Genomic DNA, 24,944 nt, shown 5'->3' on the forward strand with positions numbered 1-24,944 from the left:
GGTTTTGTACACAGATGCCTTCGTGAGTATCATGCTAAGCACAGACCTGGTTTTATACGTTCTCTTTCTGACATTAAAGTGTTATCTAATTCCTCTGGCAGTGATGTGGAGATGTTAAGTGGAGATGTGTTGCTGAGTTTTTTATCGAAACTAGATTCTGCTGTTCGTGGTATGGTGGAGCGTATTTTTAACTCTAATTGGGATAGGGTAGTTGGTAAGGTTTTTAGTGCTCTAGAAGAAGGGTCCTTGGATGATGTTAGTTGTAAAGATTTTAAAGATGTCCTCGACATTGCTGGCGTTCCCTTAGTGGCATCATCTTTAGTATCGCGTTCAAAAACACAATCTTTGAGAACACATACAAGTAATGAAGATATTGATGAGAGTACAGCATCAGGAGGTGGACCTTCTTCTAGTATGACTGCAGAAGAAATGGATACTGGTGGTGCTTGTGCTGGGGCGGGAGTCGTTTGTGCCACTGTTGATGGGTTATCGCCCATTCAATGTGTTGATTTGCTGGGTGTTAGGGTTCATCCCGATAGTACCAAATCAATTTATGGGCTCTTTTCTGGTATACGTGAATCTGCAAAGATGTCTTATTCTAGTTCTATACTAAACCACCTCTTGACGACTATTAATAGCGAACTTTCGTTGGTTGGGCGAGCCATTTGGTGCAAAACTTACAGGGAATTGCATCTATGTAGTTTTATATTCAGGTTTCTTTGTATCTACCACTACAAGTATCGTCCTGATTTTATACGTTTACTTCCCAGTATTAGAGTATTGTCAAGTTCCTCTGATTGTAAGTTAGTTCCATTGAGTGGAGGTAGTTTATTAGGTTTTTTATCGAAACTAGATGTTGCTATTCTTGATGAAGCGAAGTCTGTATTTATATCTCATTGGGATAAATTAGCTGGCAAAGTTTTTGTAGAAGGTGGATCATTGATCGACGTTAGTTGTGGAGATTTTGTTAATGTCCTCGATGTTGCTGGTGTTCCTGCTGTGGCATTTTCATACTTCCAAAGACGCAGGGTAGGTAAAAGAAAGATATCAGAAAATAGTAGTAAAGTTACAAGTGAAGGTACTACTTCAGAAGATGGTAACACAGGTTCTGTAGGTTCTTCTTCAGGTTTGCAGCTTCAGTCTGAATTGTCGTCTCGGCCTGAACCTGGTTCACTTGAAGGTGGATCTTCGTTGCCTAATGTTGCTGCGACAAGTGTTTCTGGCGAATCTTTTTTGACTCCTAGTGATGATCTATTAGCTTCAACTGATGATGGTGCTGTTTCTAATTTGGAAGTTTTAGAGGGTGAATTACTTGCACCCTCATTCTCGCCTGAACTTATACCTGAATCTTTGCTTCCACCTTCGCTTGAGTTGGAGCAAGTTCTGATGCCTCCTCCTTTCCTACACCACCATTGGCTAGAGAAGTTAGACTGACAGCGGTTGGTGCTGTTTATGTGTTGTGAGCTTTAGGAGATGGTTTACCTTCGTCTCTGATTATTCTTTTTTGTGTCTTTTGCATGCTCAGATGTAGGTTGTACTTTTTACCCGCATTCATTTAGATTTTCATAGGCACTTTTTTGTTTTTTTCCACATTTTATATTTATTCTGCACATGATACGTACGCGCCAAGGTTATATATGGTTTTTTGTCAAATATAAAGGTACTGTACGACATATAACTTTGATCGGTATTTGTCTTTATTTATTGAACTAACCCAGATCTTAAGTGTTACAGGTAATATGTTTATTATACGAGTGACGAGTGTTTGGTATTGTATATGATGGACTGTTATACATAAATTTTAGTACATGTGTATGGCTTGAATCCGTTATCCGTATTACTTAAATTTGTCTTGCTATTTTTAACATAAACCATTTGTTGATGTTTGATGTCGGTCTTATTTTTGCATACATTTAATTAATGCACACTTGTTTAGTTAAATAATGATTAATTAATGGTTGATGGGTAGTGTATTTTTACTTCGCCTTTGTGCGTGGTAACTACTACTCTTGTGGGATGTGATTGTTGTTTCATGAATTGGATTGTAAAAGCAGTGACGTATTAATATTTATGTTAGTGACGTTGTATGCGTTTTGTTGGGTGATTGTACTTGCTTCTCTCTTGTGGTGTTAGTGTGTGATTGGATGGTAGAATCTTAAGATAATAAATAGTAAACATATAATCAATAATTATGGAGATTGTTATGTATCCCATATCTGTAACCAGTGCTGCTGCTTTTAGTGATGCCGCAGAGGGTGGAGGTGATGGTGATAGTAGAGAGGGTGCTGCTGTACAGGCTAGTATTTCTGGTGGTGATGTGCAGAAGTCTGAAGGTCATTTTGCTACTGCTTCGTCTGATGTTACTTCAAATATAGCTGTTGCGGTGGATGAGGGGGTGAGTACTAATGGAAGAGGTGGGTCTTCTTTCCAAAGGCGTTGTACCACCGAAGCTGGTGTTTCTTCTTCAGACTTTACTGCTGATGGCGGTGTTTTTGATTTACTAGGTATTATGGCACCTCTTGAGGGTGCTCAAATAATTGATAGTCTCTTTCTTAAAGTCGATGTATTTGCTAGACGTATTTACGAGGATATAGTAGCCAACCAACTCCCACCTGATATTAGCGGCAAACTTACAGCAACTGGACGAGCCATTTGGCACGGGACTTACAGGGTAATGTGTGAGGCTAGCTTTGTATCCATGTGCCTTCGTGAATACCATTCTAAGCATCGTCCTGGTTTTATACGTGCTCTTCCTAGAATTAGATTACTGTCTAGTTCTTCTGGCAGTGATGCAGTATCATTAGCTGGAGATGGTTTGCTAAATTTTTTATCTAGATTAGATTGTGCTGTACGTACTAAGGTGGAGTCTATTTTTAACTATGCTTGGAGCCAAGTAGTTGATAGCACTCTTAGCACTCTGGAAGATGGGTCCTTGAGTTCAGTTGTTTGTAAAGATTTTGCTGATGTCCTAGACATTGCTGGTGTTCCTGCAGCTGCATTGTTGGCAGCACACTCTGCAATGTACACAGTTAGTAAGGGTACTGGTAGGAGTAGGGGGGCATTGGTGGAGGATTCTAGTACATCTTCCTCATCGTCTATTTCTGCTGAGAATAGTAATCTACCTTCTTCTACAATTGAGGCTTCTTCCTCTTGTGTTTCATCATCTGTTCAATGTGTTGACTTGCTGGATGTTAAATTACATCCTGATAGTGCTAGAATGATTTGTAAGCTCTTTTCTGACATTAATAAATCTGCCAAAACATCTTGTTCTCGTTCGATAGCTAATTACCTATCAGAGATTGTGAATAGTAGACTTCCTGAGGTTGGGAAAGCTATTTGGTGCAGAACCTATAGGGAACTGCATCTATTTGGTTTAATATCTAGGTGTCTTTGTATATATCATTCCAAGTACCGTCCTAATTTTATACGCAAGCTTTCTGACATTAGGGTACTATCAGGTCCTTCTGATTGTAGTTTGGTTACATTAAGTGGGGGTAGTCTACTAAATTTTTTATCGAGACTAGATTGTACTATTCGTGGGTTTGTGGAGTCTATGTTTGTCTCGTATTGGGATGAAGTGGCTAGTTCAATTTTTTCTGGGCTAGATGGTGGTTCATTGAGTGATGTTTGTTGTGAAGATGTTATTAATGTCCTCGATATTGCTGGTATTCCTGTGGAAGCACTTTCAGTTTCAGAAAGATATTCAATGAGTAAAAGCAAGGCGTCGGGAGGTAGTGGTAAACGTACGCTTGAGGGTGCAAAGTCAGGAGCTAGTGCTAGTGCTAGTGCTAGTGCTAGTGCTAGTGCTAGTGGTCTTACTAGTTCTTCGGCTACCTCTATTTCACAATTTCAGTCTGAGTTACCATCGTCTGAAACTGAATCATTACCTAATCCACCTCCTCAATCTGAGGGAAAATTAAGACCTTTGTTGTTATTAGAGGATGGTTCTGATCAATCTTCTTATAGATTTGTTAAATTGCTTTGTTATAGAGATACACATCGATAGCGTATCTGCCACTCTCTAATGTTGTGGTGTTACTTAAATGTACTGGATTTATATAATTAGTAGTACTTATTGTGTGTAAATATCTGTTTTTTTTAAATTATATGCAATATAAACTACTTTGTCAGGCGGTTGGTTTTTTACATTTGCCCATGCCTGCGTGTGTGGTAACCGCTGCTTTTGTGGGATGTGTGGGCGTTACCTCATGAATTGGGATACGATAATGGTGTGGTAACGTGTTGCTGTTCGTGATGCTGGTGCGTAAGTTTATGATAAGACGTTAGGATAACAAGTAAATAATAAATATAACCAATAAGCATGGGGATTGTTATGTATCCTGCAGCTACAACCAGTGCTGCCGCTTTTAGTGATGTTCCGGATAGCGGTGGTGAAGGTGGTGTCGTACAGGTAGGTATTTCCGGTAGTGATTTGCAGCAGATTGATGTTTCTGCTCCGGCTTCGGATGTTGCTGCTGTGCGTAAGGGCGTGGGTGCTAGGGGTAGTGCTGCTTCAGCCCTTATTGCTGCCAGTTCTGCTTTTTTGGGTTCGCTGGGAATTAGGTTACATCCTGATAGTGCTCGGGTAGTTGATGTTTTCTTTTTTGAATTTGATTTAATAGCTAAAGGTATTTTAGATACTGTTATGAGCAAACAGTTTCCATCAAGCACGAGTGACAAACTTACTGTGACCGGACGGACCATTTGGTATGGTACTTATAGGGCATTGTGTGAGGTTGATTTTGTGCACAGATGCCTTCGTAAGTATCATGCTAATCTCAGACCTGCTTTTATACGTCTTCTTCCTGAAATCAAGGTATTGTCTGATTCTGGTAGTGGTTTGGAGACATTAGCTGGTGTTATGTTGATGAGTTTTTTATCCAAGCTAGATTCTACTATCCGTGGTATTATGGACGGTATTTTTAGCTGTCATTGGGATAAAGCAGTTGGTAAGGTTTTTGGTGCTTTAGAACAGGGGGCTTTGGATGGTGTCAGTTGTAAAGATTTTATCTGTGTTCTTCACATTGCTGGTGCTCCATCAGTTGCATCGTCCTCATTATCTCGTTTAAGAACACAATCTTCGAGAATACGCAAAAGTAGTAAAGGTGTTAATAGGTGTGCGGCATCGGGAGAAGGGCCTTCTAGTGTATCAATTACGGAGGAAAGACCCACGAGCAGCAGTGGCGTTTCTGTTCCTACTTCTGCTCATGCTGGGACAGGAATTATTTGTACTACTGTTGGTGAGGCAGGGCACGTTCAATGTGTTGATTTGTTGGGCGTTAAGTTACATCCTGGTAGTGCTGGGATGGTTTATAAGCTCTTTTCTGATTTTCGTGAATCTGCAAAAAGGTCTTATTCGAACTCTATACTTAACTACCTCCTAATGATAGTGGATGGCGAACTTCCATTGGTTGAGCGGGCCATTTGGTGTTCAACTTATAGGGAGTTGCATCTGTATAGTTTTATGTCTAAGTGTCTTAGTATCTATTACTACAAGTGCCGCCCCGATTTTATAAATTCACTCCCTAGTATTAGGGTATTATCAAATTCCTCTTCCTCTGGTTGTGAGCTAGTTCCATTAAGTGGAGGTAGTTTGTCGGGTTTTTTATCGAAGCTAGATTGTGCTATTCGTGATGACGTGAGTGCTATGTTCAACTTAGAGTGGGGTAGGGAAGTCGCTAGAGTTTCTTCCAAACTAGAGGATGGATCATTGAGTGATGTTAGTTGTAGAGATTTTGTTAATGTCCTCAATGTTGCTGGTATTCCTGTAGTGGCACTTTCATATTATCAATTACGTACGCTAGGTAAAAGGAAGATGCCAGAAAATAGTGATAAAGTTACGGGTGAAGGTACGACTTCAGAAGATGGAACCACAGGTACTGTGAGTCCTTATCCCAATTTGCAGCTTCAGCATGAATTATCATCTCAACCTGAACCATTATTACCTGAACCTGAGTCATTACCTGAACCTGCGTCAAATGTTTCTGATTCGGAAGAAGTTTTAGGACATGGTACGGTGGGTGGAGGAGAGATATCAGAAAATAGTGATAAAGTTACAGGTGAAGGTACGACTTCAGAAGATGGAACCACAGGTACTGTAAGTTCTTCTTCCAGTTCGCAACTTAAGTTTGAATTGTCACCTCAACCTGAACCTGAGTCATTACCTGGAGGTGTTGGATCTTTGATTCCTCTTGTTGTTGATTCTGTTGCCTCGTCAAACGTTTCTAGCGAATCTTTGATTGCTAGTGATGTTTTACTACTCTCAACTGCTGCTGATGCTGTTTCTGATTTGGGAGTTTTAGGATATGAACTGCCTCCTGTACCATCATTTTCGCCTGGGCTTATACCTGAATCTTTGTCACCTTCGTTTGAGTTGGATCAAATGCCGGTTTTTCCTCCTCTCCCGCACCACCATTGGCTAGAGAAGTTGGATTAACAGCGGTTGGTATAGTGTTGTGGGAGTTTTAGTAGGGGATGGTCCGCCTTCTCCTCCGTCAGCATTGCATAACTTTGTGCGTTCGTTGAGTACATGTGGTTGTTTTTTTATTATTACTCTTTTTTGTGTTTTATAGGTTGTGTTTTTTGCCCGCGCTCATTTAGATTTCCATAGGTAGTTTTTTATCTTTATTGCAGTTCTTTATTTTTTCCACCTTTCTTATTCAATAAATATTACAACTGCAATCTTTAGCTACTAATGCATTTATCTAATCATTTTTTTATACCAACATACTGATTGTTATTTTTATCGAATTTATAATTTTCACATTATGAAAAAGTTGTACTTATTATAATCATACCCATAATATAGAGTGGTGCTAAATTGATGGATAAAAGATAAGTTTTTGGTTGCAGTTGGAGTAGTAGGTATTTGCTGTTTTGACTGGGTAGATCATATTCTTAATAAATGACAATAATTGTATACCTATATTTTATATAAACTAAATTTTATTATTTTTTATGTTAGATTTTGCGATTTTAGAACTGTTCTAGTCTGTACTAATGGTAGTAATTTTTAGTTATAACAATGAAAAAGTTTTTTTATTTCTGCAAAATTGGGATAAATATCCAATCCTTTAATAGATACGTATATATTTTTCTATTTCGTGCAAATTTTCTAGTTTTTTGATGCTTCTTCATTAGAGTGTTGCATACGTACGGTAGTTATTGCCCATTTCTTGTTGTAGGTTTTTTTGTGATAACAAAACACATGTTAGTGTAGATGTATTAGAGGTTGAATATGAATTATGTACTTGGAGTTTGTGATTATTATTCTTGTGTTAGTGATGAATGTGATAATTATTCTGATCAGATTAAATTTTTAATTTTTATAGAGCCAAAGCTTTGTCTGTTTGTGTATTAGACTGTACTGCTACTATTGTTGCCTGTATTATTGCTGTTGCCTATGTAGGCAAGGTAAATATTAGTTGTGAGATAGTGGATGATATTGGTCCTGGTTGTTCCTTCTTTTACTTATTATGGAATATTACGCTCCCGAACTTTTATCTTTTTTTGCTACATATATAAAGGTTAGTAGTTCTGCGATTTTCGGTATTGTTATCGAGATTGGAGTACATGAGATCCAGGCTGATGGCACTTAATCGGATGCTGCTACCTTTGTTGCTATTTGCTAGTTAATCAGGTGTTTCTATAACAGTTGGTAGGAGTGTATGTATCTTACTTACATGGTGGTAGTGCTCAGGTAATAGGTGGTTGTAACAGAGGAGTAGTCAATCGTAAATATCCTTGTGCTGACTTAATGGAGGTTATCATCTACCACGATACTTGTATGCAGAAAGACATATTAAATATTTATGCTGCATATGATAAATTCTTGTTAGGTTTGTATGATTTTTGTGTAAGATGAAAAGTCATCGTACGACGCGTAACTTTGATCGGTATTTGACTTTATTTATTGAATTCTAGGTTTTAAGTGTTCCAGGTAATATTTTAAAATATCCATACGAGTGTTTAGTATTATGCATGATAGATACGCTATACAACAAGTTGTTTTATGTTGGTGTATGTGTGAGTCTTATATTCGTATTACTTGAATTTATCCTATGTTTCTAACTCAAAACATTTGCTGGTGTTTGCTATCGATGGCATTTTTACTACAGCATCACATTAATTTACACTTACTTGTCTAGTTAAACAATGCATCAACTGATACATAAAGCATTGTATTATAATACTTAATTTATGCAACTAGTAGTTGTTTGTTGGATGTAAATGTTTGTTTTTTTTAAGCTACATGCAAGTTATCATGGAGCCGATGGTGTCGTCTTTTGACTTTACCTTTGTGCGCGATAAATGCCCCCTTAGGGGCTGTTTCGTGAATTGGGTTGCAATGGTAGTTATGTATTACTCTTACTGTTAGTGATTTTGTATGAATTTAGTTGTGTAGTTGTGCTTACTTCTTTCTTGTAATGTTGATGTGTGGTCTGATGATAGAGTGTTGAAACAATAAACAATAAACAATAAACAATAATTAATAAATAAAATTAATAAGTATAGAGGTTGTTATGTGTCCTGTATCTGCAACCGGTGCTGCTGCCTTCAATGCCTCAGAGAGCGGTGGTGATAACAAAGAGTGCATCGGAGAGAGCGGCGTAGTGCAGGCGGGCGTTTCTGGTAGTGATTTGCGGCAGATTGAAGCTCCTCCCGCTCCTTTAGCTGCTACCGCTTCAAATGTTGATATTACTGTGCGTGAGGGGGGGGGTGCTAGTGGTGGGGCTTCTGTCAGAAAAAGAAAATCTGCTAGAAGAAGAAAATCTGTTGCTGCCTCAGATTTTACTGCCGTTTCTGCTGTTTTTGAATCACTGGGCGCTGAGTTACATCCTGATAGTGCTGAAATAGTTAAAGGTCTTCTCCTTAGAGTTTATGTACTGGCTGGATGTATTTGCAGGAGTATTATAAAAAAACAATTTCCGTCGAACCTGAGTGACGAACTTATGGCGGTTGGACGTACTATTTGGTGTAATACTTATAGGGTATTGTGTGAGGTTAATTTTGTACACATGTGCCTTCGTGAGTATCATTATAAGCATAGACCTGATTTTATACGCTCTCTTCCTGACACTAAGGTACTGTCTAATTCTGGTCGTGATGTGGAGACATTAAGTGGGGATAAGTTGCTGAGTTTTTTATCGAAACTAGATTCCACTGTTCTTGGTATGGTGGGGAGTGTTTTTAACTCTCATTGGGATGAAGCAAGTGTTAAGGTTTTTGCTGTAGAAGAGGGGTCCTTAGTTGATGTGAGTTGTGAAGATTTTATCGATGTCCTTGAGATTGCTGGTGTTCCCTTAATTGCATCATCTTCAGCAAAGCATTTAAGAAAAAAAAGATCTTCGAGAATACGTACAAGTAGTAAAGATATTGATAAATGTACGACTGCATCGGGAGGTGGATCTTCTTCTAGTGCGATTTTAGAAGAAGGACACATGAGTAGCAGTAGTGGTTGCGTTACTGTTTCCACTCATGCCGAGACAGGAGGTATTTGTTCTGTTGTTGGGGAGGACCTACCTATTAAATGTGTTGATTTGCTGGGTTTTAAGTTTCATCCTGGCAGTGCAGAGCTAGTTTATAAGGTCTTTTGTTGTCTTCGTGAATCTGTAAGGATGTCTTTATCTGGTTCTACTCTAAACCATCTCTTAGCGACTGCGAGCGGCGAGCTTTCGCCTGTTGGGCGAGCTATTTGGTGCATGACTTATAGGGAGTTGTATCTATCTAGTCTTATTTTTAAGTGTCTTTGTGCCTATCATTACAAGTACCGTCCTAATCTTATACGTGAACTTCCTAACATTAGAATAGTATCAAGTTCCTCTGATTGTAAGCTAGTTCCATTAAGTGGACGTAGTTTGTTGGATTTTTTGTCGAAACTAGATAGTGCTATTCGTGTGGAAGTAAAGTCTATGTTTGACCCTCAGTGGGATGAAGTAGCTGGTAAAATTTTTGCTAGACTAGGAGATGTATCATTGAGTGATACTAGTTGTGAAGATATTATTGGTGTCCTTGATACTGCTGGTATTCCTGCAGTGGCATTTTCAGCATCCCAAAGAGATACGTTGAGTAAAAGAAAGAAATTAGAAAATAGTAATAAAGTTACATGTGAAAGTACTGCTTTAGAGGATGGCACCACAGATCTTGTGAGTTCTTCTTCCGGTTCTCATCTTCAATCTAAATTACCATGTCAACCTGAATCTGAATCATTATCTGAAGGTGCTGGATCTTTGTTGCCCCATGCTGTTGATTCTGTTGCTGCGTTAAATGTTTCTAGCGAGTATTTTTTGACTGCCAGTGATGATTTAGTCTCAAATGTTGGTGATATTGCTCCTGTTTTGGAAGTTTCAGTGGATGAATTATACGCGCCTTCTTTGTTGCCGCTTGTTGTTGATTCTGTTGCTGCGTCAAATGTTTCTGGTGAATGTTTTTTGACTGCCAGTGATGTTTTATTAGTCTCAACTGCTGGTGATGTTTCTCCTGATCCTGAAGTTTTAGTGGATGAATCATCTGCGCTTTCTTCGCCTGTACTTGTACCTGAATCCTCACCTTCGCTTGAGTTGGAGCAGATGCCGATGTTTCCTGATTTTCTGCACCACCATTGGCTAGATGGTTCTAGTGATATGCTATAGATAAAGGTGATGATATTGTTGGTAGTAAAGAGGGAGTCATACAGGGTGGTGCTTATGCAGGTGATTTGCAGCAAGTTGAAGCTCTTCCTACTGCTACTGATTCAGCTACTACTTCAACCACTGTTACTACTACGGGTGAGGATGTGAGTACTAGAAGACTGGATGTGTTCTACCTCACTGAGAGTGATTAAATAATCGAAGATATCTTTTTTAAAGTTAATGTATTCTCTAGACGTATTTACAATGATATGGTAATCAAACAATTTCCATAAGTCGTAAGTGATAGACTTACTGTTTCTGGTTTTATTTCTAAATGTCTTTGTACCTATCATTACAAGTACCGTACTGATCTTGTAAGTGCACTTCCTAATTAGATAGTATCAATTTCTTTTGTTTGTAAGCTAATTCCATTAAGTGTAGGTAGTTTGTTGGATTTTTGTCGAAACTAGATTGTAGTATTTGTGAGTAAGTGAGGTCTATATTTAAATCTCAGCAAGATTAAGTGGCTGGTAAAGTTTTTGCTGAACTAGAAAATGTGTCATTGAGTGATGTTCGTTTCGAAGATGTCATTAATATTATCGATGTTGCTGATGTTCCTGTAGTGGCGTTTTCAGATTTCCAAAGAAGTAAGTTAAGTAAAAGAAAGAGATCAGAAAATAGTAATACAGTTACAATTACAAATAGGGTGCGACTTCTGGAGGTGATACCGCAGGTATTGCGCGTTCTTTTTCCAGTTTGCAACTTCAGTTGAATTATTATATCAACCTGAACCTGAGTCATTATCGAAGGTACTGGGTCTTATTTACCTCTTGTTGTTGAGTCTGTCGCTGAGTCAAATGTTTCTGGTGAGTCTTTTTTGAACAATAGCGATGTTATTTTGGTCTCAACTGCGATAATTGCTTCTGATTTTGAAGCGCTAGAGCAGCTTCCAGTATTTCCTACAATATCACTGGTTATAGAAGTTGGATTGATAGCGGTTGGTGTCGTTTCTGTGTTGTAAGTTCTAGGAGATGAAGTATGTTCACCTCTGTTAGCCTTGCATAATTGTGTTTATTGCATGCTTAAGTGTAGGCCGTATTTTTTTGTCTGTTTAGATTTCTATTCTTTCTAATATGTAGCTTTTTTTTTCACCTTTCTCATTCAATGTTATTCAATAAATATTACAATTCTAGTTCCATTATTTAGTGGCCAATTTTTAGTAGAGAATGTATCTATTTAATCGTTTATTATACCAACGTATCCATTGATATCCCTATCGTATTTATAATTTGCACGCTATGAAAAAGTTGTATTTATGCAGCCATACTCATACTATAAAGCAGTACTGTAGTACTAAATTAATCGATGAAATATAAACTGATAAATTTTTGGTTGCAGTTAGAATAGTAGTAAGTATTTGCAAATTTTGACTTGGTAGTTCATATATCAATAAATTACAATGATCGTATATCTCGTTTTGTACTAAATTTTATTGTTTTTTTATGTTAGATTTTGCAATTTTTGTGCTGGTGTATATCTATGGTGGTAATTTTTGCTTATGTCAATGAAAAGTGTTTTATTTATGTAAGATTAGGATAAATATCCCACACTTTCATATATACGTTATACGTGTGGGTTTTTCTGCGCAGTGCAAGTTTTCTAGTTTTTAATTCTGCTCTTACTCTTAATCAGATTAGTACGTACGATAGTTATCTCTTCCTTCTTGTTAGTATGCTTTTTGTTGCGATAATAAAATACATATTAGTGTGGAAGTGTTAGAGTTGGGCTAATTCTGTAATTGCAGTTTGTGGTTCTTATTCTTGCATTGGTACTGGATGTGATAATTATTCTGGTCAAGTTCAATTTTTAATTTGGAGCAAGCCAAATCTTCGCCTGTTTGTCTATTAGACTGTACGCCACCTTTACTACTGTTGCTACCTTTGTAGATAAGTTAAATATTAATATTATGTGTGAGAAAATGGGTGGCATTGGATCTGTAATTATTCCTTCTTTTACTTCTGGTACATTGTCTGATATAGAGAATGTTTTTTTGTGTTCTGTCTATGAGTATGCTTGTTCAACTTTTGGTAATTGTATTGAGAACATTTTCTTATGTATGGCACTTTGTAGTATAGAGAGAGTTTCTACTTTATGCCTTTACGCAATGAATTATTTGCTGCTGCTTCAGTAGATGTTAGCACTATTCTTAGAAATGTATATCTTGATAGAATTAATAACTTGGCTATTTTTTCTTCTGACATTCCTGGTGGAGCGGTGAGAAGATTTGCCGTAGAAGAAATTACAGAACTTTTGAGATTGTTTACCGTTAATATATAATGATTAAAGTTAATAATAGTTTTTCACTTGTTCGGAGCTCTGAGATTTCGCGTTCATATGCGGATAGTGTTTATTTATTGGCAGTTTGAGCTTTTAGTGAAATTAGTAAGGAGGTAATATTGCAATTCGTACCCGGTAGTGTTGAAGTTGCTGGTGTAGTTTTAATGTTACTGTGACAGGAAATTTGTATGATGCAGGAGCCTTATCTAGTAGATTCGACATTTATTTATGATATGGGCTTATCTTATGTTTCAGATATATCTAATGAGGTTGTTTTGCCCACCGACTCTGTGGTTGCAGTAAATTTATAAGATATATTTCCTGCATATTAATCGGAAGCGTCGGTGTTTGTTTTTTTAAGTTATATGCCAGCCACCATAGCTGGCGGGCGGTGTTTTTCTGTCCTTTGACTTTGCGCGTGGTAACTACTACTTTTGGGGGATGTGAGTGTTATTTCATGAATTGGGATATAAGAGTAGTGATGTACTACTCTTCCTGTTCATAAATAATTTTGGATGCTTTTCGTTGAATGACTGTACTTACTTGTTTCTTATAATATTTATCTGTAAGTTGATGGTAAGACATTAAAATGACAAACAACAAATATAACCAATAGGCATAGGGGTTGTTATGTGTCCTGTATCTGCAACCGGTGCTGCTGCTTTTAGTGATGCCCTAGAAGATGGTGGTGGTGAGGATAATGTTAATAATAAAGAGGGCGGTATACAGTTAGGAATTTCTGGCAGTGATTTGCAGCAAATTGAAGTTTCTGCTGCTTTAGCTACTACTACTTCAAATGCTGCTATTGCTCCAAATATTGCTACTTCTGTAGGTAAAGTGATGAGTGCTACTGGGGTTAAGGGCAAGGCTCCTGCCAGAGAATTTGTTGCTGCTTCTTCCTTTACTGCCGGTTCTAGTATTTTTGATTCACTGGGTGTTAAGTTACATCCTGATAGTGCTCAAATAATTAATGATCTCCTTTTTAAAGTTGATGCACTAGCTAAACGTACTTACAAGAGCGTTATAAGCAAACAACTCCCATTAAGTGTGAGTGACAAACTTACGGCGACCGGACGTACTGTTTGGTATAGTGCTTATAGAGTGTTGTGTGATGTCAATTTTGTACATAGTTGTCTTTGTGAGTATCATGCTAAGCACAGACCTGGTTTTATACGTTCTCTTCCTGTCATTAAAGTATTGTCTAATTCTTCTGGCAGTGATATGGAGACATTAAGTGGAGGTGGGTTGCTGAGTTTTTTATCGAAACTAGATTCTGCTGTTCGTGGTACGGTGGAGAGTGTTTTTAACTCTCATTGGGATGAAGCAGTTGATAAAGTTTTTAGTGTTTTAGAAGAGGGGGGCGTGTGTGCTGTTAGTTGTAAAGATTTTACAGATGTCCTCAACATTGCTGGTATTCCATCAATGGCATTATCTTCATTATCGTATTTAACAACACAATCTTCGGAGACACATACAAGTAGTAAAGATGTTGATAAGTGTACATCATTAGAAAGTGGATCTTCTTCTAGTCCGATTGTAGAAGAAAGGCACACGAGTAGCAGTAGAGTTTCTATTCCTGTTTTTACTCGTGCCGAGGCAGGAATTGTCTGTCCTGTTGCTGAGGAGGCGCCGTCCATTCAATATGTTGGTTTGCTGGGCGTTAAGTTGCACACTGATAGTGCCGAACTAATTGGTAAGCTCTTTTCTGATCTTCGTGAATCTGCAGAATTATCTTATTCGAATTCTATATCCAACTGTCTCCTAATGTCTGTGGATAGCGAACTTTCTGTGGTTGGTAGGGCTGTTTGGTTCAGTACGTATAGAGAACTGCATCTATACAGTTTTGTGTCTAAGTGCATTTGTATCTATCACTACAAGTACCGTCCTAATTTTATGCGTGCACTTCCTAGTATCAGAGTATTATCAAGTTCCTCTGATCACAAGTTAGTTTCATTAAGTGGGGGTAGTTTATTAGATTTTTTGTCAAAGCTAGATTGTGCTATTCGCAAGGAATTGGAGTCTATATTTAACTTGGAGTGGGACAGAGAAGTTTTTAAAGTTTTTTCTAAACTAGAAGATATACCATTGAGTAATGTTCGTTGTGGAGATTTTATCGATGTCCTTGATGTTGCTGGTATCCCTGTAGTGGCATTTTCAGCTTCCAAAAGACAGCTTGCGGTAGGTAAAAGAAAGATATTAGGAAATAGTAGTAAAGTTACAAGTGAGGGTACTACTTCAGGAAGTGGTACCGTAAATCTTGCACGTTCTTCATCCAGTTTGCAACTTCAGTCTGAACTATCATCTCAACCTGAACCTGAGTCATTACCAGAAGGTACTGTATTTTCTTTGCCTCTTATTGCTGAGTCTGTTGCTGTATCAACTGCTGATGATATTGTTCCTGATTTAGAAGTTTTAGGAGATGAGTTATCTGAGCCTTCATTTTCTACCTTACTTGTATCTGAATCTTTATCTACACCTTCATTTGAGTTGGAGCAACTGCCTATATTTGCTTCTTTTCTACACCACAATTGGCTAGATAATTTTAGTGATACTCCAGATAATGTTGATAATAAAGATGTTGTCATACAGGGTGATGTTTCTGTCGATGATTTACAGCTGCTTGAAGCTCCTATTCTTACTACTGATTCAGCTACTACTTCAACCACTGTTACTATTACTACAGGTAAGGGGGTTACTACCAGGAGTAAAGGTAAAGCTTCTGCCAGAAAACTTGATACTTCTATTGCTGTTTCTTCTTCAGTTGCTATTGTTGATTCGGATGTTTTGAGCTCACTGGGTGTTGTGTTATCTCCTGATAGTGTTCGGGTAATTGAAGGTCTCTTTCTTAAAGTTTATGTATTCTCTAAACGTACTTACAAGAATATGGTAATAAAACAATTCCCATCTGGAGTAAGTGACAAACTTACTGTGACAGGACGAGCTATTTGGTATTTTACTTATAGGATGATGTGTGAAGATAATTTTGTTTCCAGGTGCCTTGGTGAGTACCATTACGAGTATCGCCCTGGTTTTATACGTGCTCTTCCTAGCATTAGAGTATTATCTAATTCTCCTGACTGTGGTGTAGTGCCATTAAATGGAGATAGCTTGTTAGATTTTTTATCGAGGCTAGATTGTGCAGTCCGTAATAGGGTAAAGTCTATTTTTGACTCTTGTTGGAGTGAAGTTTCTGTTACTCTGGAAGAAGAGTCCTTGAATACTCTTAGTTGTAAAGATTTTATCAAAGTCCTTGAAGTTGCCGATATTCCTCCATTAGCATTGTCTGCAATGTTAGAAGCTACGGCATATGCAAGAAGTAAATTCCGTACAAAGGGTAAAAATCGTGCAATAAGTGAAGGAACGGGTAATTGTACGGCATCAGGAACTAGTGTTACTGATATTGCATATTCCTCCCCTTCCAGTTCTCAGTTACTTCCATCTCAGTCTCATACTGAATTGTTAGACCATATGCATTATCAATCTGAGTCACAATTGGATACTTTGTTGCCATTAGGAGAGGCTTCTGGTACACCACCTTCCAGATTAACTCCGCTGTCTTTTGTTGGAGATTCTGGTGGTGGATCTTTCTCTGATCAAATTGTGGCAAAAAGATACAAGGATAGTGATAGTGTTACTGTTTCTACTTATGCTGAGACAGAAGTTGTTTCCTCCATTGTTGGTATACTACCTATTTCTTCTGAGTCGAATATTATAACTTCTGCTGCAATTTCCCCCCCTTCTTCCTGTGTTTCACTGTCTGTTCAGTGTGTTGATTTGCTGGGTGTTAAATTACATCCGGACAGTGCTGAATTAATTTATAGTATCTTTCGCGAAGTTCGTATATCTGCCAGAAGGTCTTTCTCGCAATCTATGATAAATTACATCTCAACGATAGCGAGTAGTGAACTTTCGGCGCGTGGAAAAGTTATTTGGTTCAAAACCTATAAGGAACTGCATCTATCTAGGTTTATGTGTAAGTTCATTTGTGTGTATCATTATAAGTATCGTCCCAATTTTATACGTTCCCTTGATAGTATTCGGGTATTATCAAGTTCCTCTGATCCTATGCTGGTGCCATTAAGTGGGGTTGGGTTACTAGATTTTTTATCGAAACTAGATTGTGATATTCGTGAGGAAGTGAGGTCTATATTTAACTTGGAATGGGATAGAGTAGCTGATAAGGTTTTTGCTGAACTAGAAGATAGATCATTGGGAGATGTTAGTTGTGAAGATTTTATTAATGTTCTCGATATTGCTGGTATTCCTATAGTGGCATTTTCAGCTTTCCAAAGAAAACGTACGATGGGTAAAAGAAAGATATCAGGAAATAGTAGTAAAGTTACAAGTGATGGTACGGCCTCAGGAAGTGGTAACATAGGTCTTGTGAGTTCTTCTTCCAACTTGCAACTTCAGTCTGAATTATCATCTCAACCTGAAACTGATTCGTTATCTGAAGGTACTGGATCTTATTTGCCTCTTGTTGATGAGTCTGTTGCTGCATCAAATGTTTATGGTGAGTCTTTTCTGATTACTAGTGATGCTGTTTTAGTCTCAACTGCCGATGATGTTGTTTCTGATTTGGAAGTTTTAGAGGATGAATTGTTTGCACCTTCTTTTTCTCCTGTACTTTTACCCGAGTCTTTATCTTCACCTGCATTTGAATTAGAGCAGCTGCCGATGTTTACTCCTTTCCTGCATCATCATTGGCTAGATAAGTTGGATTGATAGCGGTGTTGGTACTGTTTATGTCTAGGAAAGTTTTGGGAAATGTCTTGTTGGGAAAGATATTCGGTGCAGAACACTATAGTGAACTGCATCTATTTAGTTTTATATCTAGGTGTATTTATATCCACTATTCGTATCTATTATTCCAAGTATAGTCCTGATTTTATATGTGTTATTAATGATATTAAAGTACCATCAAGTTCATCTGATCCATAAGATAGATCATTGAGTAATGTTTGTTGTGAAGATGTTATTAATGCCCTAGGTGTTGTTGGTATTCCTGTAGCAGTACTCTCAGTTTTACAAAAAACGCTCAATGAGTTAAAGCAAGACAGCAGTAAGTGGTAGTAAATGTGCGAAATGTGCGGTTGAGGGTGTGAAAGCAGGAAGTAGTACTATTGATCTTGATCGTTCTTCGGTTACTATTTCATAATCTCAGACTTGAATTGTCATTTTAACCTGAACCATATCATTAATCTATAAATTAAGATCTTTATTGCTACTAGAGGATGGCTACGATTAATCTTATTCTAGATTTTACTACTTTGGGGGGATATGCGTTTTGTTTTATGAATTGTACTACAAGAAGTGATGATGTGCTCTCCCTATAGTGATGTTGTATGCATTTAGTTGTGTGACTGTGCTTACTTCTTCTTTGTAATGTTGGTGTGTTAATTGATGATAAGATGTTAGAATAGTAAGCAACAAATATAATTAATAAGCATAGAGGTTGTTATGTGCCCTGTGTCTGCAACCGGTGCTGCTTTTGGTGATACCATAGAGAACATTGGCTATGATGGCAGTAATAAAGATGACGTAATGCAATCTGGTGTTTCTGGTAGTGATTTTCAGCAGATCGAAGCTCCTCCTGCTACTGCAGATACTGCTATTTCAAGAGTTGCTGTTACTGTGCGTAAGGGTGGGAGGGCTAGGTCTTCTGCCAAAAAACGTGATACTGTTTCTGCCGTTTCTTCTTCAGCTACCGCTGCTTCTGTAGGTAAAGGTATGAGTACTACGGACAAGGGTAAGGCTCCTGCCAGAAAATCTGCTACTGCTTCAACCTCTACTGCCATTCCTGATGCTGTGCCTAAGGGGGTGAGGGGTAGTAGGTCTTCTGCCAGAAAGCGTGATGCTGTTTCTGCCGTTTCTTCCTCAGCTACTGCTGCTTCTGTAGGTAAGGGTATGAGTACTACGAAAAAGGGTAAGGCTCCTGTCGTAAAATCTGCTACTACTTCAACCTCTACTGCCATTCCTGATACTGTGCCTAAGGGGGTGAGGGGTAGTAGGTCTTCTGCCAGAAAATCTGCTACTGCTCCAGCCTGTACTGCCAGTTCTGATGTTTTTGATTCACTGGGTGTTAACTTACATCCTGATAGTGCTCAAATAGTTAATGATCTCCTTCTTAAAGTTGATAAACTAGCTGGACGTATTTACAGGGGTACGGTAAGCAAACAATTTACATCAAGTGTGAGTGGTGGACTTACGATGACGGGACTTAGTATTTGGTATAATACTTATGGACCACTGTTTAAGGTTAGTTTTGTATACAGATGCCTTCGTGAGTATCATTGTAAGCACAGGCCTGTTTTTATACGTTCTCTTCCTGTCATTAAAGTATTGTCTGATTTCTCTGGCAATGATGTAGAGACGTTAAATGGAGATGTTTTGCTGAGTTTTTTATCGAAACTAGATTCTGCTGTTCGTGGTATGGTGGAGGGTATTTTTAACTCTAATTGGGCTGAAGTAACCGGTAATGTTTTTAGTGCTCTAGAGGAAGGGTACTTGGGTGACATTAGTTGTAAAGATTTTATCGATGTTCTCGGCATTGCTGGTCTTCCCTCAATGGTATTCTCTCCAGTGTCGTATTTAAAAAAACAATCTTCGAAAACAAATACAGATAGTAAAGACATTGGTAGTTGTACGGCACCAGGAGATGGATCTTCTTCTTCTGCTCCGATTGCGGAAGGAGGACACGCCAGTAGCAGTAGTGTTTCTATTCCTGTTTCTGCTCATGCTGATACAGAAATTATTTGTGTTGATGTTGAGGAGGTATCGCCCACCAAATGTGTTGATTTGCTGGGTCTTAAGTTTCATCCCGATAGTGCTGAAATAATTTGTAAGCTCTTTTCTGGTCTTCGTGAATCTGCAAGAACATCTTGTTCTTGTTCTATAATCAACTACCTCCTGACGGCTATAAATAGCGGACTTTCTGCGGTTGGGATAGTTATTTGGTGCAATGTTTATAGAGAACTTCATCTATATAGTTTTGTGTCTAAGTGTCTTTGTATATATCATTACAAGTACCGTCCTAGTTTTGTACGTGTGCTTCCTGATATTAGAATATTATCAAGTTCCTCTGATTGTAATCTGGTTCCATTGAGTGGAGATGTTTTATCGGTTTTTTTATCTAAACTGGATTGTGCTATTCGTGATGTGGTGGAGTCTATATTTGATTATGAGTGGGATGAAGAGGCTGCTAAAGTTTTTTCTAAACTAGAAGATGGATCATTGAGTAATGTTAGTTGTGAAGATATAATTAATGTCCTCGATGTTGCTGGTATTCCTGTAGTGGCATTTTCAGCTTCACAAAGATGGCGTACGCCGGGTAAAAGAAAAACATCAGGAAGTAGTAGTAAAGTTACAAGTGAGGGTACGGCTTCAGCAAGTGGTGTTACAGATGTTGCTTGTTCTGCTTCTAGTTCGCAGTTTCAGTCTGAATTATCATATCAATCTGAAGTTGCATCAACTGTTTCTGGTGAATCTTTGATTGCTAGTGATGTTTTACTACTCTCAACTGCTGCTGATGATGTTTCTGATTTGGAAGTTTTAGTAGATGGATTATCTACACCTTGTTCTTCGCCTGTACTTGTACCAGAATCCTCATCCTCACTTGAGTTGGAGCAGTTGCCAGTGTTTCCTCCTTTTCTGCAACATCATTGGCTAGAGAAGTTAGATTGATAGCGGTTGGTGCTTTTCTGTGTTGGTATTTTTAGTAGATGGGGATTGCCTTCTCCTCCATCAGAACCGCGTAATTTTGTGCGTTCGTTGTGTACACATGTGGTTGTTTTAGCATTACTCTTTTGTTATGTTTATTGCATGCTTGGGTATGGAGGCGGGTTTTTTTGCTTGCATTCATTTGAATTTCAATAGGTATTACAATCTCTAGCGGAGTGATATATTTATTTAATCGTTTTTTATACCAATGCCAATTGGTATTTTCGTCGTATTTATGATTTGTACGCCATGAAAAAAATGTATTTATGCAGCCATACTTATACTATAAAGTAGTACTAGATTAGTGGATGAAAGATAAGATAAATTTCTAGTTGTAGTTGGAATGTTGATCATTTGTTGTTTTAGCTTGGTAGTTCATTTCAAAATGACGTTGATTATATGTCTAGTTTTATGCTAAATTTTATTGTTTTTTTATGTTGTATTTTGCAGTTTTTGTACTGGTGAGTATTGACAGCAGTAATTTTTAATTACACCAGTGGGAAAGTGTTATTTATGTAAAATTAGGATAAATATCCTATACTTTCATGGACACGTATGGGTTTTTCTATGTCGTACAAATTTTCTAGTTTTTTTAGTGCTGCTTAATTGGAGTGTTGCGTACGTACGATAGTTATTGCTCCCTTATTGTTAGTAGATTTTCGTTGCGATAATAGAACACATATTAATATTGATGTGTTAGAGGTTGGGTATGAATCCTGTAATTGGTGTTTTTGATTCTTGTTCTTGTGTTAGTACTGGATGTGATGATCATTCTGATCAATTGTCAATTGTTAATTTGCAGCAGGCTAAATCTTCTTCTGTTTGCGTATTAGACGGTACTACTGGTACCAACGCTTGTACTACACTTGCTAACTCTGTAGGTAAGGTCAAGATTGGGTGTGAGAAAGTGGATGGTACCGAACCTAGAATTGTTTCTTCTTTTACTTCTGGTAAAAGGATCGTTCGTGCTCCTGTTTGGAAATTACCTGAAGCTTACATTTCTGATATTGCGCCTGTTAGTTCTGCTTCTTCGAGTGCTATGGAGTATTGTGGATTGATGTTCCGTCTCCCAGATTTACTAGTGTTATCTGCTATAGAGAGTGATTTTTTGCGTTCTGTTTATGAACGTGCTTGTTCAACTTTTTATTATTATATTAGAGAACATTTTTCCATGTATGGCACTTTTAATGAAAGAAGAGTTTCTGATTTACGCAGTGAGTTATTTGCTGCTGCTTCAATGGATGCTAGTACTCTTCTTAGAAGTCTATACCTTGATAGAATTAATAATTTTACTGTTTCTTCTTCTGGCATTCCTAATGGGGAAGTGAGGAGACTTACTATGGAAGAAATTACAGAATTTTTGAGATTGTTTACAGTTAATGTAATGATTAAAGTTGATGATGGTTTATCATTTGCGTGGAGCTCTGAGATATCCCGTTTCTATACGGGTAATATTTCTTTGTCGGCGATTTCGGCTTCTAGTGAAATTAGTGGGAAGATGAGCTCACAATCCGTACCCAATGGTGATGAAGTTGCTGCTGCTAGTAGTTTTGATGTTCCTGTGGCAAGAAGTTTAGATCATGATGGGGCTTTGTCTGATGGTATATTATCAACATTTGTTTCTGATGTAGGCTCATCTTGTGTTCCAGATATATCCAATGAGTTTGTTTTACCTACCAACTCTGCGGCCACGGTAAATTTAGAGAATAGGTTTTCTTCATCTGAGTCTGGAGCGTTTGTTATTGATGGTGTTTGTTCGTCCTCTCGGGAATTGGTGGATAGTGAGGTCGGTTCGTCCTCTTATGTTCCCGCTACAGTGAAAGAGTGTCCTGCAGATGGTGGTTCTTTTGGCTATCTTCGCGGACTGAAAAAATCACTTATAAGTAGATTCAGTGTTGTTGACAATCCTTCTTCTTTAGCGAGTTTGGGTAGTGGTGCTGCTAAACCTTTTTCTTAGTTGTCTGCGGGACAGGCAGTTTTGCAGCCTCCGCTGCAGATGAAGATGTGGGATGGGTAATTTGATAGCGTTAACACATGTCAAGTTTTTTTGTGTGTTTTACTGTATCCAGTGTGTGACTGTATATAACAAAAAGTCTGATTTTTTTACCTTGGTGCTACGGTTTTGTGGTACAGAGCGTGTTGACTATACCAGATTTGGTGGCGTTAGTTTATTTAGCCACAATGGGTTGTTGCGGTTTTGTTAATGTATAAATAAAAGTGTTATTAAGTATTATTAAATTTTTATTTAGGGGTGACTATCTAAGCTTGCATATTGACGCATGGCATGTTCGTGTCTAATGGTTGAATATGTAAGGTTCGTTTTTTTGTGATGAAGCACTAATGATGTATACCTTAAATTTGCGTTAATTGAATAGTAATTAAAAGAATTGTTGAAATCTTTGGTGGTCGTAAAATGAATATAGCACCACGTGCACAGTACATAGCTATAGGGCCCAGTTTTTGGGGTTTTTCATTAATTTGATACTTAAAAACAGAGAGGAAGTGGCTCAGGAAACAAGTAAGTGATTTAACGTAATCAGCATTCATCACAAAAATATTGATCGGTATTTGTCTTTCCTTATTTGATGAATATAGATTTTGAGCATTGCAGGTAATATTTTAAAACATTTATACATACGAGTGTTTGGTATCGTATATGACATATCGTTCCACACAAGTTTTGTTTTGGTGTATGTGCGAGTCCTGTATCTACATGTCAAAGCAATAAAAGCGATAAATATAACCACCAATAAGTAGAGAGGTGGTTGTGTGTCCTGCATTTACAAACAGTGCTGCTGTTATTGGTGGTACGCTCAGAGAGCGGGGACTCTAGGAATAGCAATAGAGAATATACAGGTGCTTTTGTGTGTGCCATGTAGAACACCTCCCTGATTTTATACGTACTCTTGCTACTACTGACATTCAAGTATTATCAAGTTTCTCCGATCGTATGTTAGTCCCGCTAACAGGAAGTGGATTGCTGAATTTTTTGTAGAAACAGATTGTGCTGTTAGTGATATAGTCAATTCTGTGTTTAATTTGAAGTGAGGTTAAATAGCCAGGAGAGTTTTTTTTGAAATAAAAGAGGGATTATTGGGTGATGTTAGTTGTGAAAACTTTACTATTGCTCTCGATATTTTCTGTGTTCCTAGGGTGGCAATTGTAGAGCCCAAAAAGATTTACGAAACGTTTTAGGAATAAAAATTGTACGTCCAGAAAGTAGTAATGGAGGTATAGTTGGAGGTGCTTCAGGAGGTGACGCTGTTGATCTTGTTCTCTCTTTGCCATTTGTTCTCAATCGCTTCAATTGCCTCAGTCTTAACCTGAGTTACAGCCAAGGTTTTTGTTACTATATTAGGAGAGTTTTATGGCCCACCTTCAGAATTGATTAGGTTGTTTTCTGCTGAAGCTTTTGGTGATGGATTTTCCTCTGATCCTATTGCGCTGGAAGGTCACATAGGCGGTGATTTTGCTACTTCTTCATGAAAGTGATGAATAGTGTAGACTTTATAGGACTGGGCGAGCTATTTAGTGCAAAAATTATGAGGAAATGCGAAAATATAATTTTATATGTAGGTGTTTTGTGCATATCATTTTAGGCACTATACTGACTTTATACGTGCTCTTGATGGTATTCAAGTATTATCATGTTCCTATGATCGTAGGTCAGTGCCGCTAAAGGGAATTGGGTTACTAGATTTTTTTTATCGGGGCTATATACATCTAGGTATTACTCCATCAGTAACTGGAGGTCCACTGGGATATATTAGATACTTCTTAAGAGCTAAGCGTAAGATGTTGGGAAGTAGTAGTAAAGTTTCATCTTCCAGTACGTAGCTTCATTGGTCTGAGGCGCAATTATGACCCTTGTTGCTGTTAGGGAAGTGTTTTGATCAGTCTTCTCCTATAACCACACTCTTTCGCAACTTCAGTATTAACTATAATTGTCTTCTAAGCCTCGGCCTGAATCTTCTTTGACTCTTATTGCTGAGTCTGTTGCTGTGTTACCTATCTTTGGTGAGTCTTCTTCGATTATTAGTTGAGATTTTTTAGTCTCAACTGTGGATGTTGTTGCTTATGCTTTGCGAGTTTTAGAAGACGAATTGTCTTTACCTTCACTCTCATCTTTATATTCATCTTAATCCCTGTCTTTATCTCCGTTTGAGTTAGAAGTAGCTGCTGATATTTTTTCTGATTTTTCGCCGGCTAGAGAAATTGTAGTTAGATTGACTGCAATTGGTGCTGTTTCTAAGTTTTGAGGTTCAGGAGATGAATCGC

At 37.9% G+C, this 24,944-nt stretch carries 16 protein-coding genes; 15 read left to right on the forward strand and 1 reads right to left on the reverse strand.

What is annotated here, in order from left to right:
- From A6733_RS08965 to A6733_RS09685, 14 genes are all read left to right on the forward strand, one after another.
- A partial coding sequence (locus tag A6733_RS08965; protein ID WP_176696781.1) for a hypothetical protein occupies positions 1-1,434 on the forward strand: 1,434 nt, incomplete at its 5' end.
- 769 nt (positions 1,435-2,203) lie between these two features.
- Positions 2,204-4,006: a hypothetical protein gene (locus A6733_RS05585; protein WP_092460618.1), complete on the forward strand. Its 1,803-nt coding sequence runs from the start codon at positions 2,204-2,206 to the stop codon at positions 4,004-4,006.
- Between the two features lie 327 nt (positions 4,007-4,333).
- Positions 4,334-6,436, forward strand: coding sequence for a hypothetical protein (locus A6733_RS05590; RefSeq protein WP_092460620.1), 2,103 nt, complete (start codon positions 4,334-4,336; stop codon positions 6,434-6,436).
- Between the two features lie 2,086 nt (positions 6,437-8,522).
- On the forward strand, positions 8,523-10,631 hold the full coding sequence (locus A6733_RS05600; RefSeq protein WP_092460624.1) for a hypothetical protein: 2,109 nt from the start codon (positions 8,523-8,525) through the stop codon (positions 10,629-10,631).
- Positions 10,632-10,696: 65 nt separating this feature from the next.
- Positions 10,697-10,822, forward strand: coding sequence for a hypothetical protein (locus tag A6733_RS09670; RefSeq protein ID WP_278183890.1), 126 nt, complete (start codon positions 10,697-10,699; stop codon positions 10,820-10,822).
- Between the two features lie 311 nt (positions 10,823-11,133).
- A complete protein-coding gene (locus A6733_RS05605) occupies positions 11,134-11,382 on the forward strand; it encodes a hypothetical protein (protein ID WP_092460627.1) in 249 nt (82 codons plus the stop codon).
- 105 nt (positions 11,383-11,487) lie between these two features.
- Positions 11,488-11,631 carry a hypothetical protein gene (locus A6733_RS08970; protein WP_176695548.1) on the forward strand — a complete coding sequence of 48 codons (144 nt, stop codon included), beginning with the start codon at positions 11,488-11,490 and terminating at the stop codon, positions 11,629-11,631.
- Between the two features lie 1,130 nt (positions 11,632-12,761).
- Positions 12,762-12,947, forward strand: a complete 186-nt coding sequence (locus A6733_RS05615) for a hypothetical protein (protein ID WP_092403616.1) — start codon at positions 12,762-12,764, stop codon at positions 12,945-12,947.
- Between the two features lie 188 nt (positions 12,948-13,135).
- Positions 13,136-13,258 (forward strand): hypothetical protein, encoded by a 123-nt coding sequence (locus A6733_RS09675; RefSeq protein WP_278183850.1) that lies wholly within the window; start codon positions 13,136-13,138, stop codon positions 13,256-13,258.
- A gap of 319 nt (positions 13,259-13,577) precedes the next feature.
- Positions 13,578-17,672, forward strand: coding sequence for a hypothetical protein (locus tag A6733_RS05620; protein ID WP_092460631.1), 4,095 nt, complete (start codon positions 13,578-13,580; stop codon positions 17,670-17,672).
- 225 nt (positions 17,673-17,897) lie between these two features.
- On the forward strand, positions 17,898-18,020 hold the full coding sequence (locus A6733_RS09680) for a hypothetical protein (protein WP_278183851.1): 123 nt from the start codon (positions 17,898-17,900) through the stop codon (positions 18,018-18,020).
- A gap of 387 nt (positions 18,021-18,407) precedes the next feature.
- Positions 18,408-20,630: a hypothetical protein gene (locus A6733_RS05625; protein ID WP_092411406.1), complete on the forward strand. Its 2,223-nt coding sequence runs from the start codon at positions 18,408-18,410 to the stop codon at positions 20,628-20,630.
- A 745-nt stretch (positions 20,631-21,375) separates the two neighbouring features.
- Positions 21,376-22,623: a hypothetical protein gene (locus tag A6733_RS05635; protein ID WP_092402817.1), complete on the forward strand. Its 1,248-nt coding sequence runs from the start codon at positions 21,376-21,378 to the stop codon at positions 22,621-22,623.
- Between the two features lie 909 nt (positions 22,624-23,532).
- Positions 23,533-23,661 carry a hypothetical protein gene (locus tag A6733_RS09685; RefSeq protein ID WP_278183860.1) on the forward strand — a complete coding sequence of 43 codons (129 nt, stop codon included), beginning with the start codon at positions 23,533-23,535 and terminating at the stop codon, positions 23,659-23,661.
- 153 nt (positions 23,662-23,814) lie between these two features.
- Here A6733_RS09685 and A6733_RS08975 read toward each other — a convergent pair whose 3' ends face one another.
- On the reverse strand, positions 23,815-23,973 hold the full coding sequence (locus A6733_RS08975) for a hypothetical protein (RefSeq protein ID WP_176696148.1): 159 nt from the start codon (positions 23,971-23,973) through the stop codon (positions 23,815-23,817).
- Positions 23,974-24,242: 269 nt separating this feature from the next.
- On the opposite strand from A6733_RS08975, the gene A6733_RS05640 reads away from it, so the two are divergent.
- Positions 24,243-24,503 carry a hypothetical protein gene (locus tag A6733_RS05640; RefSeq protein ID WP_092402819.1) on the forward strand — a complete coding sequence of 87 codons (261 nt, stop codon included), beginning with the start codon at positions 24,243-24,245 and terminating at the stop codon, positions 24,501-24,503.
- Positions 24,504-24,944 lie beyond the last annotated feature (441 nt).

This window comes from Candidatus Ichthyocystis sparus, assembly GCF_900078745.1.
Lineage (GTDB): Bacteria > Pseudomonadota > Gammaproteobacteria > Burkholderiales > 2013Ark19i > Ichthyocystis > Ichthyocystis sparus.

Excerpts from the sequence above, each read along its gene's own strand:
- A6733_RS05585 (WP_092460618.1), top strand. The coding sequence starts at position 2,204 with ATGTATCCCATATCTGTAACCAGTGCTGCTGCTTTTAGTGATGCCGCA.
- A6733_RS05590 (WP_092460620.1), top strand. The coding sequence starts at position 4,334 with ATGTATCCTGCAGCTACAACCAGTGCTGCCGCTTTTAGTGATGTTCCG.
- A6733_RS05600 (WP_092460624.1), top strand. The coding sequence starts at position 8,523 with ATGTGTCCTGTATCTGCAACCGGTGCTGCTGCCTTCAATGCCTCAGAG.
- A6733_RS05615 (WP_092403616.1), top strand. The coding sequence starts at position 12,762 with ATGCCTTTACGCAATGAATTATTTGCTGCTGCTTCAGTAGATGTTAGC.
- A6733_RS09675 (WP_278183850.1), top strand. The coding sequence starts at position 13,136 with ATGATGCAGGAGCCTTATCTAGTAGATTCGACATTTATTTATGATATG.
- A6733_RS05620 (WP_092460631.1), top strand. The coding sequence starts at position 13,578 with ATGTGTCCTGTATCTGCAACCGGTGCTGCTGCTTTTAGTGATGCCCTA.
- A6733_RS05625 (WP_092411406.1), top strand. The coding sequence starts at position 18,408 with ATGTGCCCTGTGTCTGCAACCGGTGCTGCTTTTGGTGATACCATAGAG.
- A6733_RS05635 (WP_092402817.1), top strand. The coding sequence starts at position 21,376 with ATGAATCCTGTAATTGGTGTTTTTGATTCTTGTTCTTGTGTTAGTACT.